Origin of the sequence: Dorea sp. AGR2135 (assembly GCF_000420885.1) — a bacterium.
Taxonomy (GTDB): Bacteria; Bacillota; Clostridia; order Lachnospirales; family Lachnospiraceae; genus Dorea; species Dorea formicigenerans.
In genome coordinates this window covers 150,803-166,630 of the sequence record NZ_ATVU01000001.1, presented here as the reverse complement: position 1 = coordinate 166,630, position 15,828 = coordinate 150,803, and the positions used below count along the sequence as shown (strand labels likewise).

The window sequence follows — 15,828 nt, the reverse complement described above, 5'->3', positions numbered from 1 at the left end:
TTTGCGATTTAATACTCTTCTGCCTCATCCTCTTCACCTTCGTGAATATCTGATTTCGGTTTCTGGAGTCCTTCAATTGTAATACCGTTCTTCTGTGCATAGTCCCACAGTGCTGCATGGATTGCTTCCTCTGCAAGAAGGGAACAGTGTACCTTTACCGGCGGAAGTCCGTCAAGTGCTTCCATAACCGCTTTATTCGTAACCTCCATCGCTTCCTGAACCGTCTTTCCTTTTACCATCTCAGTTGCCATACTGCTTGTTGCAACTGCAGCTCCGCATCCAAATGTCTTGAATTTTACATCTTTAATGATCTGGTTCTCGTCGATGTCCAGATAAATTCTCATAATATCTCCACATTTTGCATTTCCAACAGTTCCTACTCCGCTGGCATCCTCAATCTCTCCTACATTTCTTGGATGTTCAAAGTGATCCATTACTTTTGCTGAATACATTTATATTTCCTCCTGACGTTTGTGATTTATTATCTATTTTTGTTTTTTTAAGAAGTCCTCATAAAGTGGTGACATCTGACGGATATAAGCCACGATTTCTTTCAGACTGTCTACAACGTAGTCGATATCTTCTTTTGTGATTTCCTCATTCAAAGTCAGTCTGAGTGATCCGTGTGCGATCTCGTGAGGCAGTCCGATTGCCAGAAGTACATGGGACGGATCTAAAGATCCTGATGTACATGCAGATCCGCTGGAACCACAGATTCCTTTCATATCCAATCTGATCAGAAGTGACTCTCCTTCGATGAACTGGAAGCTGAAGTTTGCGTTGTTCGGAAGTCTCTTTGTCGGATGTCCGTTCAGTCTTGTATACGGTATCTCATCCAAAACACGTTTAATCAGATAATCACGTACTTCTGTTTCTTTCTTTGTACGTTCTTGCATCGTGCGGATCGCACGCTCAGTTGCTGTTCCGATTCCCACGATTCCCGGTACATTTTCTGTTCCGGCACGACGTTTTCTCTCCTGAGCTCCGCCATGAACGAATGAGCGGAGCTTAACCCCTTTACGGATGTAAAGAAATCCAATTCCCTTAGGTCCGTTTAATTTGTGACCACTGGCACTCAACATATCAATATGACATTCGTCAACATTGATTGGAACCTGTCCAAATGCCTGTACTGCATCTGTGTGGAATAGTATACCATGCTCATGAGCAATCTCACCAATCTCTTTGATTGGCTGGATCGTACCAATCTCGTTATTTGCAAACATCACAGAAATCAGGATTGTGTCCGGACGTATTGCTGCTTTCAGGTCATCTAATTTCACTACACCATATTCATCTACATCCAGATAAGTTACTTCGTATCCTCTCTTTTCAAGATACTCGGCACTATGAAGAATTGCATGGTGTTCAATCTTTGTTGTGATGATGTGTTTTCCTTTATTTCCATAAGCCTCTGCAGTTGCTTTCAATGCCCAGTTATCAGACTCTGAACCACCTGCTGTAAAGTAAATTTCTTCTGTTTTGGCACCGAGCGCATTTGCAATGATTTCTCTCTGCTGTGTGATCACTTCTTTATTCTGTGCTGCAAAGCTATATACGCTGGAAGGATTTCCATAGTATTCTGTAAAATAAGGAAGCATAGCCTCTACAACCTCTGGAGCTGTCTTTGTTGTTGCCGCATTATCAAGATAAATTAATTTAGACATCTTACATTACCCTTCTTTCTCTATTGTTGACTGCATTCTCCGTGGATAACACCCTCCGGATTCAGTTCTTTGCTTTCTTTTACAAGCTCATCCAGCTTGATTTCATTTACGGTTTTATTAATACTGTCGTTGATTTTCTGCCATACATACTTTGTGACACATTCATCTGAAGCCATACACCCTTCTTCTGAATAAAATGCTGCGCATCTTACTGGTTCCAGATTGCCTTCCAGGGCACGCAGTACATCACCTGCCGATATTTCTGACGCATCACGGGCAAGCACATATCCTCCGGACGCTCCCCGGATACTTTTTACAAGCCCTGCTTTTTTCAGTAATGCAAAAAGTTGTTCCAGATATCGCTCAGACAATTTTTGTCTCGTGGCTATGCAGCCGATGGATACCGGTTCTTTCTCGCTAAATCTCGCCAAATCGATAATGGCTCGCAGACCATACTTTCCTTTTGTCGACAGTTTCAATATTTTCACCTTCTTTTCCAATCCCTAGCAAAATACTGGGGATTTACTTTAAGTAGAATATCACTCATTTTCCGTTCTGTCAAGCTTTTCCTACGTATATAATAAAGAAATAAAGGCATCTTTTGAGGTACTTTCATGGAGTTACACAATCCACTTATCAAAGGGACATTTATTTTAACCGTTACAGGGCTGCTCACCAGATTTATGGGGTTTTTTTATCGCATTTTCCTAAGCCATACATTTGGAGCGGTTCAGGTCGGACTTTACCAGCTTATTTTCCCCATTTATGCTCTTGGCTATTCCGCAACTTGTGCCGGAATCCAGACGATTCTCTCCCGCAGTGTTGCCAGTCGTCTTGTTCAGGGCAGAAAAAAAGAAGCCCGCCAGCTTCTCTATACCGGACTTCTCATCACGTTGTCCGTCTCCTGCTGTTTTACAATTTTTCTGCAAAAATTCGCGCCATTTTTAGCTGGCTCTGTACTTGGTGACCGAAGATGTGAACATCTTCTGATTCTGCTTTCTTACGTTTTTCCTTTCAGTGCTATACATAGCTGTATTACCGGATACTGCCTCGGCCTAAAAGACACCAAAATTCCTTCATCCTCTCAATTATTAGAACAAACTGTACGTATTTTCAGTGTTCTCGTTATTTGTCAGTTTTTAAACCACACAGAAGGATTTTCCGGCATCTGGATTGCTGTTCTGGGGTTGATATTCGGTGAAATAGCTTCTGCCCTTTATAGTCTAAAATGCGTTCGTAATAAACCTGGGCTTTATTTTCTTATTCCGTCTTCCCTTTCCTTACAGCAAATATTTTCCGATGCAAAAGAGCTTATAAAACTTTCTCTTCCCCTTACCGGTAATCGTATACTTTTAAATATACTGCAAAGTATCGAAGCAGTCTCTATCCCTGCTTCTTTACTAATTTATGGGCTTTCCACCTCAGATGCCCTGAGTACTTATGGTGTCCTGACAGGCATGGCTCTTCCTTGTATCCTGTTTCCATCCGCTCTTACTAATTCTGCTTCCACAATGCTCTTACCTGCTATCACAGAAGCCCAGACTCAAAAAAACGTACAACGTATAAAGAAAATGATCCGAAGTTCCCTCTGTGGTTGCATTTTTCTTGGAACTGGATGCCTGGCCGGATTCTTTCTACTTGGTCCCGCATTAGGAAGACTGCTCTTCCATAGCTCTCTTGCCGGAGAGTTCATACGTACCCTTTCCTGGATGTGTCCATTTTTATACGCCAACAGTGCACTCATCAGCATTATCCATGGTCTCGGAAAAACCGGCATTTCTTTCTTGCTAAATACGCTAAGTCTTTTCATTCGGATCATTGGTGTCTTATATTTTACAGCATATTGGGGAATCCCGGGATACCTGCATTGCCTTCTGGCAAGCCAGATATTCCTTTTCGTAACCGGGATTTTGTATATAAGCTATCATTTACGCCAGATGCTTTTGAGTTCTCATTACAACACATAAAAGAATGCTAGTTTTTATAATGTTCTCAAAAACATTTTCAACAATACCGGATTGACCAGACACTCTAATGCAATTCCCATAGTGAGAAATAATACAAAACTTAACGTCTTCGTAGAATTCCATTCGCTCACCGGATATCGGAATAAATATAGTAAAAGCATTGCATAAGCCGGTATATAGCACAAAAAATGCGGAAGCATACTTATAACGCATAATATCAATCCTTTGACTCCCAGCATAAGAAGTGCCGATGTCAGAATCATGCCACTTGCCAGTCCAGCCCATAAAAGGAACAGATAAGCTGCTATTTTCCGGAACTTTGTCCCACCAAGTATTGCAAGTCCGCCTGCCGGAAGCAGGCGTATCTGCGCTACATACCACATATAATCAAAAGATTTCAAATCATAGCCAAGATACTGGCTTCTGAACCACTCGCTCCAGATTCCCACATCCACAACATACCTGGTCGAAGCAACATTCAAATATATGATTCCAAGAAAAAAGCCCAGCATATAAATCAGAATAGGATACCTTTGCCTTCTTTGTATCTTCACACACGTAACCTCCTGTTCAGATACTTTTGCATGTAGTCTCCCTCTATTTATATGCCTGGACTTTCTAGATATTCTTATTTACTTGTTGTGATTCTTCTTTGTTCAAAAATCTGCTTTTCCATCTCATGTAAACACTGATGTCTGCAGATTGCTATTTTCCATATTTGTCCGCATATGCGAGAAGTGCTGCCACCGTCTTGGAGTCTTCAATCTCACCGGAATAAATCTTTTTTCTTAATTCAGCAATGGTGTAAGCTCCCACATTGATAAATTCATCCTCGTCCAGATGCTGGTGTGACGGAATCAGATTTTTCGCAACGTAAATATCAATCTTCTCATCGCAAAATGCCACTGTTGTCCGAAGTGTGATCAACCATTCAAGATCCTCTGAACGATATCCCGTCTCCTCCTCCAGTTCTCTGGAAGCGCATTCAATTCCAGGCTCTCCCGGCGCATCCAGTTTCCCTGCCGGGATTTCAAGCGTATCTCGCTCCAACGCATTACGATACTGGGTAACCATGAGAATTTTTCCATCATCCATGACCGGAACAACTGCGGCTGCCCCGTCATGATGGATAAAATCCCATTCTGCCGTGTTACCATTTGCAAATTTCATATGATCTTTATAAACTTTTATGACTGTTCCTTCATATGCCAGATCTCTTCCGATACGTTTCACTTCTTCGCTCATAATTCAGCCACCTTTCTTATATAGATGATACAAATGCTTCCATCATATTCATTTTCTTCTTGAGATTTTTTTCTGTCATACCTTCATAAGTGAACCACAGCAGCTGATCTTTTTCTGCGTCCGGTGTCACAGCCGTCATATATTCCTCTGTCAGAATCTTCGCAGCATTTGCCGTATTTCCAATCAGAACTCCATTGTACATCTTCTCATCCACTTTTGTAAAATCGATGCAGACTGCCCCATCTTTTTCCTCCGTTGCCAGCGTCACAAGCGGCATCTCTTCGATTCTCTGTACGATATATTCTTTGAAATCCATCACATACATCTCCTTTTATTTACTATCAACCATAATTGTAGCATTTTAGGACTATTATAGCAATTTCTTATTATACAAAAAAGGAACCATCACCATAAGCTTTTATGCTTTATATGTGATGATTCCTTATCATTTATCTTCTACTTGGCATAATCTGTAACTCTTGATTCACGAATTACATTTACCTTAATCTGACCTGGATATTCAAGTTCAAATTCAACCTGTTTCGCAATATCTCTGGCCAGCAATACCATGTCTGCATCAGATACTTGTTCTGGAACTACCATGATACGAATCTCTCTACCTGCTTGAATTGCAAAAGATTTCTCAACGCCTTTAAACTGATTGGCGATATCTTCTAATTGTTTTAACCTGTTTGTGTATGTTTCTAATGTTTCTCTTCTTGCACCCGGTCTTGCTGCAGAAATCGTATCAGCAGCCTGTACAACACATGCAATCAGGGATTCCGGCTCTACATCGCCGTGATGGGCTTCAACCGCATTGATAACGGTTGCGGACTCTTTGTATTTTCTGCAAAGGTCAACACCGATCTGGATATGTGATCCTTCCACATCATGATCGATTGATTTACCGATATCATGTAAAAGTCCGGCTCTCTTAGCCACTCTGACATCGAGACCGATTTCTCCAGCAAGAAGTCCGGACAACTGTGCCACTTCAATAGAATGCTTCAACGCATTCTGTCCATAGCTTGTTCTGAACTTCATTCTACCAAGAAGCTTGATAAGCTCTGGATGAATTCCATGAACACCAACTTCAAGTGCAGCTGACTCTCCTTCCTCGCGAATCATAGAATCGACTTCTTTCTGCGCTTTTTCTACCATCTCTTCGATTCTTGCCGGATGTATACGTCCGTCAACGATCAGCTTCTCAAGCGCAATTCTCGCAACTTCACGTCTGATTGGATCAAAGCCTGATAATACAACAGCTTCCGGGGTATCATCGATAATCAGTTCCACACCTGTCAGTGTCTCCAAAGTACGGATATTACGTCCTTCTCTACCAATAATTCTTCCCTTCATCTCATCATTCGGAAGCTGAACTACAGAAATCGTAGTCTCAGCTACATGATCTGCTGCACATCTCTGGATAGCAGTGACAACACATTCCTTTGCCTTCTTATCTGCTTCTTCCTTTGCCTGCGCTTCCATCTCTTTGATCATCTTCGCAGTATCATGTTTCACATCTTCTTCAACAGTTTTTAACAAATATTCTTTTGCCTGTTCGGAGGTAAGTCCTGAGATTCTTTCTAGTTCCTGTACACGTTGTTGACTCAGCTCGTCAACTTTCTTCTCACGCTGCTTCAACTGTTCTTCTTTTGCTGTAAAGCTTGCTTCGCGCTTCTCAATTGCCTCAGACCGTTTATCCAAAGCTTCTTCCTTGGAAAGTACACGCTTCTCATATCTCTGTAATTCAGATCTGCGTTCCTTTGACTCTCTCTCAAGTTCATTCTTATTCTTGATTGATTCCTCTTTAATTTCCAAGAGAGACTCCTTCTTCTTAGCCTCGGCTGTCTTCACTGCATCATCGATAATCTCACGCGCTTTGTTCTCCGCATTACCAATCTTAGATTCCGCATTCTTCTTCAGATTAGAAACGGTTACAAAGTGACTGATGACTGCTGACACAACGACAAGCACTACTGCAACAGCAATTACTATTCCTATCGGCACAGGAGCACCTCCTTATTTAGTTTTCATTGTACAAATACAACAGTTAAATTCTATACTGTTTTGTGAAAGATGTCAAGCTTAACCATTGAAAACTTCTATAATTTAAATATGTTTTCTTTATATCAACTGTACATCTCACACTCATATATCTGCATGGTTCTTCTGATATCATCATAGCCAAAACCTTTTCTGACAAGGTAAGCCATTATTTTTTTCTTTTCCTCCGGCGTCGTATTCTCCCGATCATAATGCTTTTTCTCTAGCAGTCTGCGAATTGCCTCCGTAGAATCTTCACGCTCATAGTTCTCTTCAAATGCTTCATCAATTAGTTCTCTGGACACTCCTTTTCCCACAAGCTGCATATAAATCTCCCGCCTGCTTTTTCGTTCTTTCCTTGATTCAATAAAACTTCTTGCATATTCATAATCATTGATATAACCAAAAGATTTTACATAACTGATTGCAGCCTCCACGATATCTGCCGGATATTCATTACGCGTAAGTTTCTCCCTAAGCTGCGCCTCTGTACGCCACATATCATTCAAAAGATGCATTGCCCGAAGCTTTGCTCTTTTTAATATAACCTCTGTTCGAATCTTCTCATAGCTTTCCTGCGACAATTCCTGATCTTCAGCTATATGAAAACGGGACAGTTCACCCTTATACAATATAAAAGCAAACTGTCCATCTACATATACCTTATACTTTGTCTTTGTCACAGCTTCAACTCTTGTGACAACCATCTGTTAGTCCTCTTTTTCTGCCTCTGCTGCTACTTTGACCGCACTGTCAGCTTTACTGCTTTTTCCTTCCTTTGTATCCGCTTTCTCTGATGCTGATCCGTCAAAATTATAGTGTGCACGAATCTGCTTATCCAAAGACTCCATAAGTTCCGGATGCTCTGTGAGATAAATCTTAGCATTCTCACGTCCCTGGCCGATCTTATCTCCATTGCAGGAGAACCATGCACCACTCTTGTTGACAAGTCCAAGATTTACTGCAAGATCCAGAATATCTCCTTCTTTTGAAATACCTTTTCCGAACATAATATCAAATTCTGCCTCTTTGAACGGAGGTGCGATCTTATTCTTCACAATCTTCACACGGGTTCTGTTACCAATCATCTCTCCGCCCTGCTTGAGCGTCTCGATTCTTCTGACGTCCATGCGGACAGATGCATAGAACTTCAATGCACGTCCACCGGTCGTAGTCTCCGGATTACCGAACATAATACCAACCTTCTCACGAAGCTGGTTGATAAAGATTACCACACAGTTAGACTTGCTGATAACAGGGGTCAGCTTACGTAGTGCCTGGGACATCAGTCTTGCCTGAAGTCCTACATGGGAATCTCCCATATCTCCTTCAATCTCCTGCTTCGGTACAAGCGCTGCAACAGAGTCAATGACAATAATATCCATCGCGCCGGAACGCGCCATTGTCTCAGCAATCTCAAGCGCCTGATCTCCACTGTCAGGCTGTGAAATGTAAAGTTCATCAATATCTACTCCAATGTTACGCGCATAAACCGGATCAAGAGCATGTTCAGCATCAATAAACCCTGCAATCCCGCCTCTTTTCTGAACTTCCGAAATCATATGCAGTGCAACTGTTGTCTTACCACTGGACTCTGGTCCGTAAATCTCGACCACACGTCCTCTTGGAACACCTCCGAGTCCCAGTGCAATATCCAGACTTAAAGATCCTGTCGGAATTGTCTCCACTGATACCTGGGCTGCCGGGTCTCCAAGCTTCATGACCGTACCTTTACCAAAATCCTTCTCTAACTTTGCAATAGCCGCATCTAAGGCTTTCTTCTTATCTTCATTATTCGCCATAATTAAATCTCCTTGATGTTCTCCGAACGAATGTTCGGTATCTGATTAATATAGTATTATAACCGCCGCAAATTGTCAATAGAAAAAACAAGAAAAAGTGTGTAAGAATTGTTTCCCCTGACAATGTTAACTGTATCATGGTTTTCGATCTCCGTCAACGCAAATCCACGAAGAATGTATTCCATCTTGTATAGCAGAAAAAGCGCTCCATACATCTTTTCAGGCACCAGGAAAATGTCCGTTTTTTAAGCCCGCTTCTTGTCAAAACATCGTATTTTCCAATAATATTTTTATCTAATATGTACCGCACTTCTCCCACTTTCTGCCCTTTTTCTACCGGTGCAGACAAAGCTTTTTCCATTTGCACGGAAATCTCTACATTTTCATCAGTTCTTAATAATACTTTTAATACTTCCGGCTTCTGTTGAATTTCAACCTCAGCCACGTTGTTTTTCTGATAAATGTTCTGGTCGTTACCACTATCTTTTACAACAATCTCCTGCTTTGGAAGCTCCTGCCATACGTTCCGGTACTCATAATTCGAAAGTCCATATTCCATAAGTTTCTTCGTGTCACTCCATTTATATCCTTTATGATTCGGCCAGCCACAGGCAAGTAATGCCACGATAAATGTCCGTTCATCACGTCTGAGTGCACCGACATAGCAATATCCTGCATCTGCCGTAAAACCGGTCTTGCCAGAAATCGCCCCGTCCATCATAGTCAGAAAAGCATTGTGATTCGCGCATGTATAAGAAGAAGTTCCTTTAAGATCCCGGAAATGGTATTCTTTCGTTCCGGTAATATCCAGAAACATTTCCTTTTCCGGAGAATCCATAATACAATATTTCATAATTTCCGCCAGTTCTATGGCTGTTGTGGCGTGCACGCCACCTTCATCCTCTCCATCCAGTCCGTTTGGCGTTACAAAATGTGTCTTAGTAAGCCCCAGTTCTTCTGCTTTTTCATTCATCATTTTTACAAATGCTTCCACGCTTCCGGCGATCTCTTCTGCAACCATAACTGCGCTGTCATTATGCGATTCCAGCATAAGCGAGAATAAAATATCTCTCAGATAGAACTGCTGCCCTTCCCGGACACCCAGATGAACTTTCGGCTGACTGGCAGCATATGCAGACGCTGTGACTATCTCATTATCTGTCATATGCTCCAGTGCTATGATGCAGGTCATAATCTTTGTGGTGCTTGCCATAGGCCTTATGGCTTCCTCTTCTTTTCCAAATAAAACACGCCCACTGTCAGCATCCATAAGGACTGCCGATTGGGCGTATAGATTTTGTGGCTCGTCTGTATTTTGTTTCATTTTGTCAGCCATCTGACCCGATAGATTCTGACCCGATTCCTGAATTTCATATCTTGCCAGCCAGGCGGCAGATATACATAGCAAAAGTAAGACTGCGATAATTTTTATTTTGATCTGATTCATATCCAGTACCCTGAAGCACCGTTATCTTTACAGATTATGATACTCTGCACACAAATATGTATCTCTTCTTTACTTTATCTGTTTCATTTACTATATCTGTTTATACATTTAATTTAAGCTGTACTTCTTCCTCTGCCTCTTCTTTAAATGTTTCTACCTGTTCCGGCTGCATGCTCGGAAGATCTTCGATAGACTGAATACTGAATCTTCGCAAGAATTCTTCTGTTGTACCAAATAAAATCGGCCGTCCCGGTGCATCCAGTCTTCCCACTTCACAGGCAAGATTATATTCTACCAGTTTATTTACCGCGTGATCTGATTTGACTCCACGAATCTTTTCGATTTCAAGCTTTGTCACCGGCTGACGATATGCAATGATTGATAATGTCTCCAGCAGAACATCTGTCAGAACACATTTCTTCGGCTGTTTTGCAATACGAATGAGATAGTCATACATCTCCCGCTTCGTGCACAACTGAAAGGAGTCTTCCAGCTCAATAATACGAAGACCTCTGTCCTCTGCTTCATATTTGTCCTGCAACCGATGAATGATCTTTCTTGTAGTCGCTTCATCGTGCTCAATCGCCGCCGCAATCTTCTTAAGTTCCACTGATTCGCCCATTGTAAATAAAATGGCCTCTATCACAGCCTCCATCTTACCTATCTCCGTTTTTTTACCCATATAATTTCTTAGTCACTCCATCTTTCAAGAATGCCTCGGCATTATTGCTGCGAGGTGCGCGTCCTGCAATTGCATAACATACTTCTACTGCGCACCTGTGCAATCCTGCCGGAGGCTATATCAGCTGGGGGATTGACTCCCACCACTGATACCAGCTTGTTTCTCACCACCTATAGAGGTGGAAGTCATCTCCCAGCTGATATAAATCTGACGACTTTTCTTAAGGGAACCACTTTTACTTCTGTCAAAACCATCCAGACGGTTCTCCAACTAATACTACACTTCGTTAAAGATTTGCAGTAATCATAATATCATCAAATGCATGTTCCTGCTGTACGATCAGGATTCCTTCCTTGATCAACTGCAACACTGCCAGAAATGTTACGACAGTCTGCATCTTGGACTTCTGGCTGCCCAAAAGTGTACGGAAACTGAAATGCTTGTGTTCCCTCGCATAATCTGTCACAGTCTCCAGCTTTTCCTCAACCGTAACTTCTTCTTTCTCTAATTTACCAAATTTGCTTCTTACCGGATCGATCTTGTCTTCCTGACGCCTGATCACGTCCTGAAAAACACGGTTCAGTGTTGCCAATGTCAGATTCCCTAAAAGTTCGTCCAAATCTACCGGCTCCACATAATCCATGACTTCCTCCGGGATAGTCGGATCTTTGTACATCGTCCTGCCGCCATCCAGCTCTCGGTCACGAAGCTCATAGGACATATACTTGTACATCTTATATTGAAGAAGTTGTTCTACCAGTTCCTGTCTTGGGTCTTCCTCTTCCCCATCTTCTGTTACTTCCTTTGGAAGCAGCATCTTACACTTGATATCCAAAAGCGTCGCTGCCATGACAAGAAATTCACTCATCACATTGAGATCTTCCCGTTCCATGGCTTTGATATAATCCATATACTGGTTCGTAATCTCCACAATAGGAATATCGTAAATATCTATTTTATTTTTATCGATCAAATGTAACAGCAGGTCAAGAGGTCCTTCGAACACCTGCAATTTTACCGGAATTCCCATGTCTCATTACTCTCCATAAATTTCCATGACTTTTAGGTCTGACAATCTATTATACTTGATTCTCTCACATTTCTCAACAATTATTTAAACTCAGAACAACAACCTCTGCCGGATTAAAGAGCCTGATATGAATGGTGTGGGTTCCAAGCCCTTTACTTACAATGACAGTCTGGTCTCCCACGCGCCGCATTTCTCCTGAATACTTTGGAAATAATACAAAATCCGGTCCGATCACACCTCCGATTCCCGGAATTCTCACCATACCTCCATGCAGATGCCCACTTAGGATCAGATCTGCTCCCCAGGCAAGGTATTCTTTCATATAGGAAGGATTATGTGCGAGAAGAACCTGAAATGCTTCCGGATCCCGATTTCCGATCCGCTCTTTTATTGCTCCCTCTGGCATCTCTCTTCGTTTCAAATGCGTGTAACACTCCAGTGGAATCTCAAGCCCTGTCAGGCGGACTTTTGATTCATCACTTAAAACTATCGATTCATTTTCCAAAAGATGTACTCCCAGATTCAGCAGCTTTTCCCGATATAAAGCATAAGACTGGTCATACTTCTGTGGTTTTAATTTCATACGCTCTTCATGATTTCCATTTGCATAGTAGACTGGTGCAATTTTCACAAGCTCTTTCACACAGGCAAGGGCCGGTTCATAGGAATGTCCGTTCTTTCCAACTAACATATCCCCACCAATTAGAATCAGATCCGGTGACTCTTTTTTCACTGCATCAATTAATCTGCAATTATTCACTCCATAGACCTGATTGTGCAGGTCACTTAAAAAGACCCATGTTTTCTCCCCTGCAAGCTTCGGTGACGCCACCTGGTAACGAGTCACCCGAAATGTATGAAGTTCCCGATACATTTCTGCAAATACAAGAAGTACTGCTGCCACCAGTATTCCGATTATGATTCCTGTTGTCGACATAGATATTCTCCTGATTTATTCTTCCACTTATTTACGTTTGTTTATCACACGTTTATTTATATCTGTTTTGAACACATCTGTATGTCTGGATTTTTCCCTTCCGTCACCGCTTCCCGGCTTTTCCGAAATGCCTCATACAGCTTTCGGATATTTTCAAATGCATAATCCGGCATAAATTCTGTCGCCACCAGATCCTCTGGCTTTGCCTCTCCTGTATACACAAGAGCCGTTTCCACTCCCGCGTTAATTCCACATGCAATGTCCGTGTAAAGGCGATCGCCAACTACAAGCACTTCCTCTGGTTTCGCACCTACCTGCTCCATACACATTTTTACAATCTGTGCATTCGGCTTACCTGCATAGTAAGGTGTCCGATCTGTTGTCACTTTCAACATCTCGCAGATCCCTCCGCAGTCAGGAACGAAGCCAAATGCAGTTGGACACCGGTAATCTGGGTTTGTTCCGACAAAATCCACTTCCGGACGAAATAATGCCTTACATGCTTCTTCGACTTTTTCGTAGACAAGTGTTCTGTCAAATCCCACAACTACGCATGCTACATCTTCCTCTGCCTCGTGGGTCAGCTTTAGTCCAAAGCTTTTTAACTCCTCTTCAAAAGACGGCGTTCCTACTACAAGCAGTTTCTTATCTTCATAGTGCTCCTTCAGATACTTACATGTTGCATAAGATGCAGTCACAAACTGATTTTCTACTGCAGAAATATTCCATTTCTTAAATTTCTCAATATAATCTTTTCGGCTTTTGACCGAATTGTTCGTAATATAAAAAGCTCGTCCGCCAATGCTTTCAATATAATCAAGCAACTCCCGGCTGCCGTCATAAATCGTGTCATCAATGGCAAGTGTCCCGTCTATATCAAACAAAAAATATTTTTTACTCTCTAAATCATTTCCTTTTAACATTAAAAAAAGCTCCTTGCTGGAATTTTGTCCATTTATACTATATAATGATGATGGTGTCGGGATTAAAAGGCCCAACTATGATGCATCTTTACACCCTTGCATTATTATATACTGATTTAGAAATCATGTCGAGGAGGTTTTTATCATGACAGTTTCAGAACATATTGACGCGCTGAGAAAACTTATGAAGGAGCGCGGATACGATATCTATATTGTTCCGACTGATGATTTTCATCAAAGTGAAAATGTCGGGGCATATTTTCAGGCCAGAACATTTATTACAGGCTTTGATGGTTCCGCCGGAACCGCGATTATTACTTTAGATCACGCCGGACTTTGGACAGACGGACGTTATTTCTTACAGGCCGAGCAACAGCTTTCAGGCACTCCGGTTACTCTCTATCGCATGCTGGAACCAGGTGTCCCGAGTATCAACGAGTTCTTGGAAAAACATTTACCGGAACATGGTACAATCGGTTTTGACGGACGTGTCATCTCTATGAAAAACGGAAAGGCATATCAGGAAATTGCCGAGAAAAAGCATGGTCATATTGTTACTTCCGAAGATTTGATCGACCTGATCTGGAAAGACCGACCGGCACTGTCAACAAAACCGGCATTTGCCTTGGAATTAAAATACACCGGTGCTTCTACAACGGAAAAACTTGCCCGCGTCCGTGAAGCTATCAAGCAACACGGGGCTACTACTCATGTCGTTGCTGCCCTGGATGACATTTGCTGGATTACCAATCTGCGTGGACGGGACATTGACTATTTTCCCCTTCTTCTCTCCTACGCCATCATCACCATGGATGAGATGAAATTATACGTTGATAAGCAGAAGCTGACCGAAGAAATGTATAATAACCTGACTGCTGCCGGAATTACATTTCACCCATACAATGATATTTACGAAGATTTAAAGCATCTGGATTCAGAAGAGACTGTCCTTTTAGACCCGTCCCGTATTAACTATGCGCTTCGTAACTGCATTCCAGAAGGAGTCTCTGTTGTCGAAAGCGAAAATCCTTCCGTATTGATGAAATCTGTAAAAAATGAAACAGAACTTCACAATATCGAACAGGCTCACATCAAAGATGGGGTTGCTGTGACTCGTTTTATGCATTGGCTAAAGACACACGTTGGTATCTCTTCTGAATCTCCTGTCACGGAACTTAGTGCAGCCGACAAGCTGGAAGAATTTCGGAAAGAACAGGACGAATATCTCTGGCAGAGCTTCGAGCCAATCTGTGCCTCTGCCGAACACGCAGCAATTGTTCACTACAGCGCAACCAAAGATAGCAATGTACCAGTCACGGAAAATGGTCTCTTCCTTACAGACACCGGCGGTGGGTATCTGGAAGGCTCCACAGACATTACAAGAACCTTTGCATTTGGAAATGTTCCACAGAATATGAAAGAAGACTTTACTTCCGTTCTTTTATGTAACTTGCATCTGGCAAATGTAGTGTTTCCGTACGGTACTACTGGCGGAAGCTTAGATGTTATCGGACGTCTTCCACTTTGGAAACGTGGATTAGACTTCAATCACGGAACCGGACACGGCGTTGGCTATCTTATGAACATTCACGAAGAACCGGCAAGATTCCGCCGTTATCTCGGAAATAAGGCTCCAATTCAGGACATTGCCCTGGAGCCGGGAATGATCATCACTGACGAACCAGGTGTCTACATTGCCGGTTCTCACGGAATTCGTACAGAGAACGAACTTATGATCTGCGAAGGCGAGACAACCGCATATGGAAGATTCTTATACTTTAAACCAATTACACTTGTACCGATAGATCTGGACGCAGTCGTACCTGAAATGATGACCATCGAAGACAAAGAACTTCTAAACGCTTACCACAAGCGCGTATACGAAACACTTGCACCACATATGAAAGAAGATGAACGCAAGTGGCTGGCTGAATATACAAGAGCGATTTAGACCGATTTACACGTTTATAAACCTGATATTTTAACACCAAATTTGATTTTCAAAATTTATTTTCAAGTATAGGAAAGCCTCTCTCATTCATTTTCCGAGAGAGGCTTCTTCGTTTCCTTTTATTTTCAAAT

The 15,828-nt window shown here is 42.1% G+C and carries 16 protein-coding genes; 2 read left to right on the top strand and 14 right to left on the bottom strand.

What is annotated here, in order from left to right:
• Positions 1-8 precede the first annotated feature (8 nt).
• Genes nifU through G593_RS0100805 form a run of 3 tightly spaced genes read right to left on the bottom strand, consistent with a single transcriptional unit; the run spans position 9 to position 2,146 of the window.
• Positions 9-452: a Fe-S cluster assembly scaffold protein NifU gene (gene nifU / locus G593_RS0100815; RefSeq protein ID WP_005332537.1), complete on the bottom strand. Its 444-nt coding sequence runs from the start codon at positions 450-452 to the stop codon at positions 9-11.
• A gap of 33 nt (positions 453-485) precedes the next feature.
• Positions 486-1,667 (bottom strand): cysteine desulfurase NifS, encoded by a 1,182-nt coding sequence (gene nifS, locus G593_RS0100810; RefSeq protein WP_005336567.1) that lies wholly within the window; start codon positions 1,665-1,667, stop codon positions 486-488.
• Positions 1,668-1,687: 20 nt separating this feature from the next.
• Positions 1,688-2,146, bottom strand: a complete 459-nt coding sequence (locus G593_RS0100805) for an RrF2 family transcriptional regulator (protein WP_005336568.1) — start codon at positions 2,144-2,146, stop codon at positions 1,688-1,690.
• A 135-nt stretch (positions 2,147-2,281) separates the two neighbouring features.
• Between G593_RS0100805 and G593_RS0100800 the strand changes: the two genes are divergently transcribed.
• Complete coding sequence (locus G593_RS0100800; RefSeq protein WP_029730426.1) at positions 2,282-3,634, top strand: polysaccharide biosynthesis protein; 1,353 nt, start codon at positions 2,282-2,284, stop codon at positions 3,632-3,634.
• A 14-nt stretch (positions 3,635-3,648) separates the two neighbouring features.
• On the opposite strand, the gene G593_RS0100795 is transcribed toward G593_RS0100800, so the two are convergent.
• The 11 genes from G593_RS0100795 to G593_RS0100745 form a co-directional block, all read right to left on the bottom strand.
• The gene (locus G593_RS0100795) at positions 3,649-4,188 is read right to left on the bottom strand and encodes a hypothetical protein (RefSeq protein ID WP_005336570.1); all 540 of its coding nucleotides are present in this window, start codon (positions 4,186-4,188) and stop codon (positions 3,649-3,651) included.
• Between the two features lie 151 nt (positions 4,189-4,339).
• Positions 4,340-4,879 carry an NUDIX hydrolase gene (locus G593_RS0100790; RefSeq protein ID WP_029730425.1) on the bottom strand — a complete coding sequence of 180 codons (540 nt, stop codon included), beginning with the start codon at positions 4,877-4,879 and terminating at the stop codon, positions 4,340-4,342.
• 16 nt (positions 4,880-4,895) lie between these two features.
• Positions 4,896-5,195: a hypothetical protein gene (locus tag G593_RS0100785; protein WP_005336572.1), complete on the bottom strand. Its 300-nt coding sequence runs from the start codon at positions 5,193-5,195 to the stop codon at positions 4,896-4,898.
• Between the two features lie 140 nt (positions 5,196-5,335).
• The gene (gene rny / locus G593_RS0100780; RefSeq protein WP_029730423.1) at positions 5,336-6,889 is read right to left on the bottom strand and encodes a ribonuclease Y; all 1,554 of its coding nucleotides are present in this window, start codon (positions 6,887-6,889) and stop codon (positions 5,336-5,338) included.
• 122 nt (positions 6,890-7,011) lie between these two features.
• On the bottom strand, positions 7,012-7,632 hold the full coding sequence (locus tag G593_RS0100775) for a regulatory protein RecX (RefSeq protein ID WP_029730422.1): 621 nt from the start codon (positions 7,630-7,632) through the stop codon (positions 7,012-7,014).
• Positions 7,633-7,635: 3 nt separating this feature from the next.
• Positions 7,636-8,727 (bottom strand): recombinase RecA, encoded by a 1,092-nt coding sequence (recA, locus tag G593_RS0100770; protein ID WP_029730421.1) that lies wholly within the window; start codon positions 8,725-8,727, stop codon positions 7,636-7,638.
• A 154-nt stretch (positions 8,728-8,881) separates the two neighbouring features.
• Positions 8,882-10,174, bottom strand: coding sequence for a D-alanyl-D-alanine carboxypeptidase family protein (locus G593_RS0100765; RefSeq protein ID WP_029730420.1), 1,293 nt, complete (start codon positions 10,172-10,174; stop codon positions 8,882-8,884).
• 100 nt (positions 10,175-10,274) lie between these two features.
• Positions 10,275-10,856 carry an SMC-Scp complex subunit ScpB gene (scpB, locus tag G593_RS0100760; RefSeq protein WP_005332498.1) on the bottom strand — a complete coding sequence of 194 codons (582 nt, stop codon included), beginning with the start codon at positions 10,854-10,856 and terminating at the stop codon, positions 10,275-10,277.
• A 286-nt stretch (positions 10,857-11,142) separates the two neighbouring features.
• Complete coding sequence (locus tag G593_RS0100755) at positions 11,143-11,886, bottom strand: segregation and condensation protein A (RefSeq protein ID WP_029730419.1); 744 nt, start codon at positions 11,884-11,886, stop codon at positions 11,143-11,145.
• A gap of 73 nt (positions 11,887-11,959) precedes the next feature.
• Positions 11,960-12,823, bottom strand: a complete 864-nt coding sequence (locus G593_RS0100750) for a metallophosphoesterase (RefSeq protein WP_005336577.1) — start codon at positions 12,821-12,823, stop codon at positions 11,960-11,962.
• A gap of 56 nt (positions 12,824-12,879) precedes the next feature.
• Entirely contained in the window at positions 12,880-13,746 is an 867-nt protein-coding gene (locus tag G593_RS0100745) for an HAD-IIA family hydrolase (RefSeq protein WP_029730418.1), read from the bottom strand.
• 145 nt (positions 13,747-13,891) lie between these two features.
• Between G593_RS0100745 and G593_RS0100740 the strand changes: the two genes are divergently transcribed.
• On the top strand, positions 13,892-15,697 hold the full coding sequence (locus tag G593_RS0100740) for an aminopeptidase P family protein (protein ID WP_029730417.1): 1,806 nt from the start codon (positions 13,892-13,894) through the stop codon (positions 15,695-15,697).
• Positions 15,698-15,828: the final 131 nt, after the last annotated feature.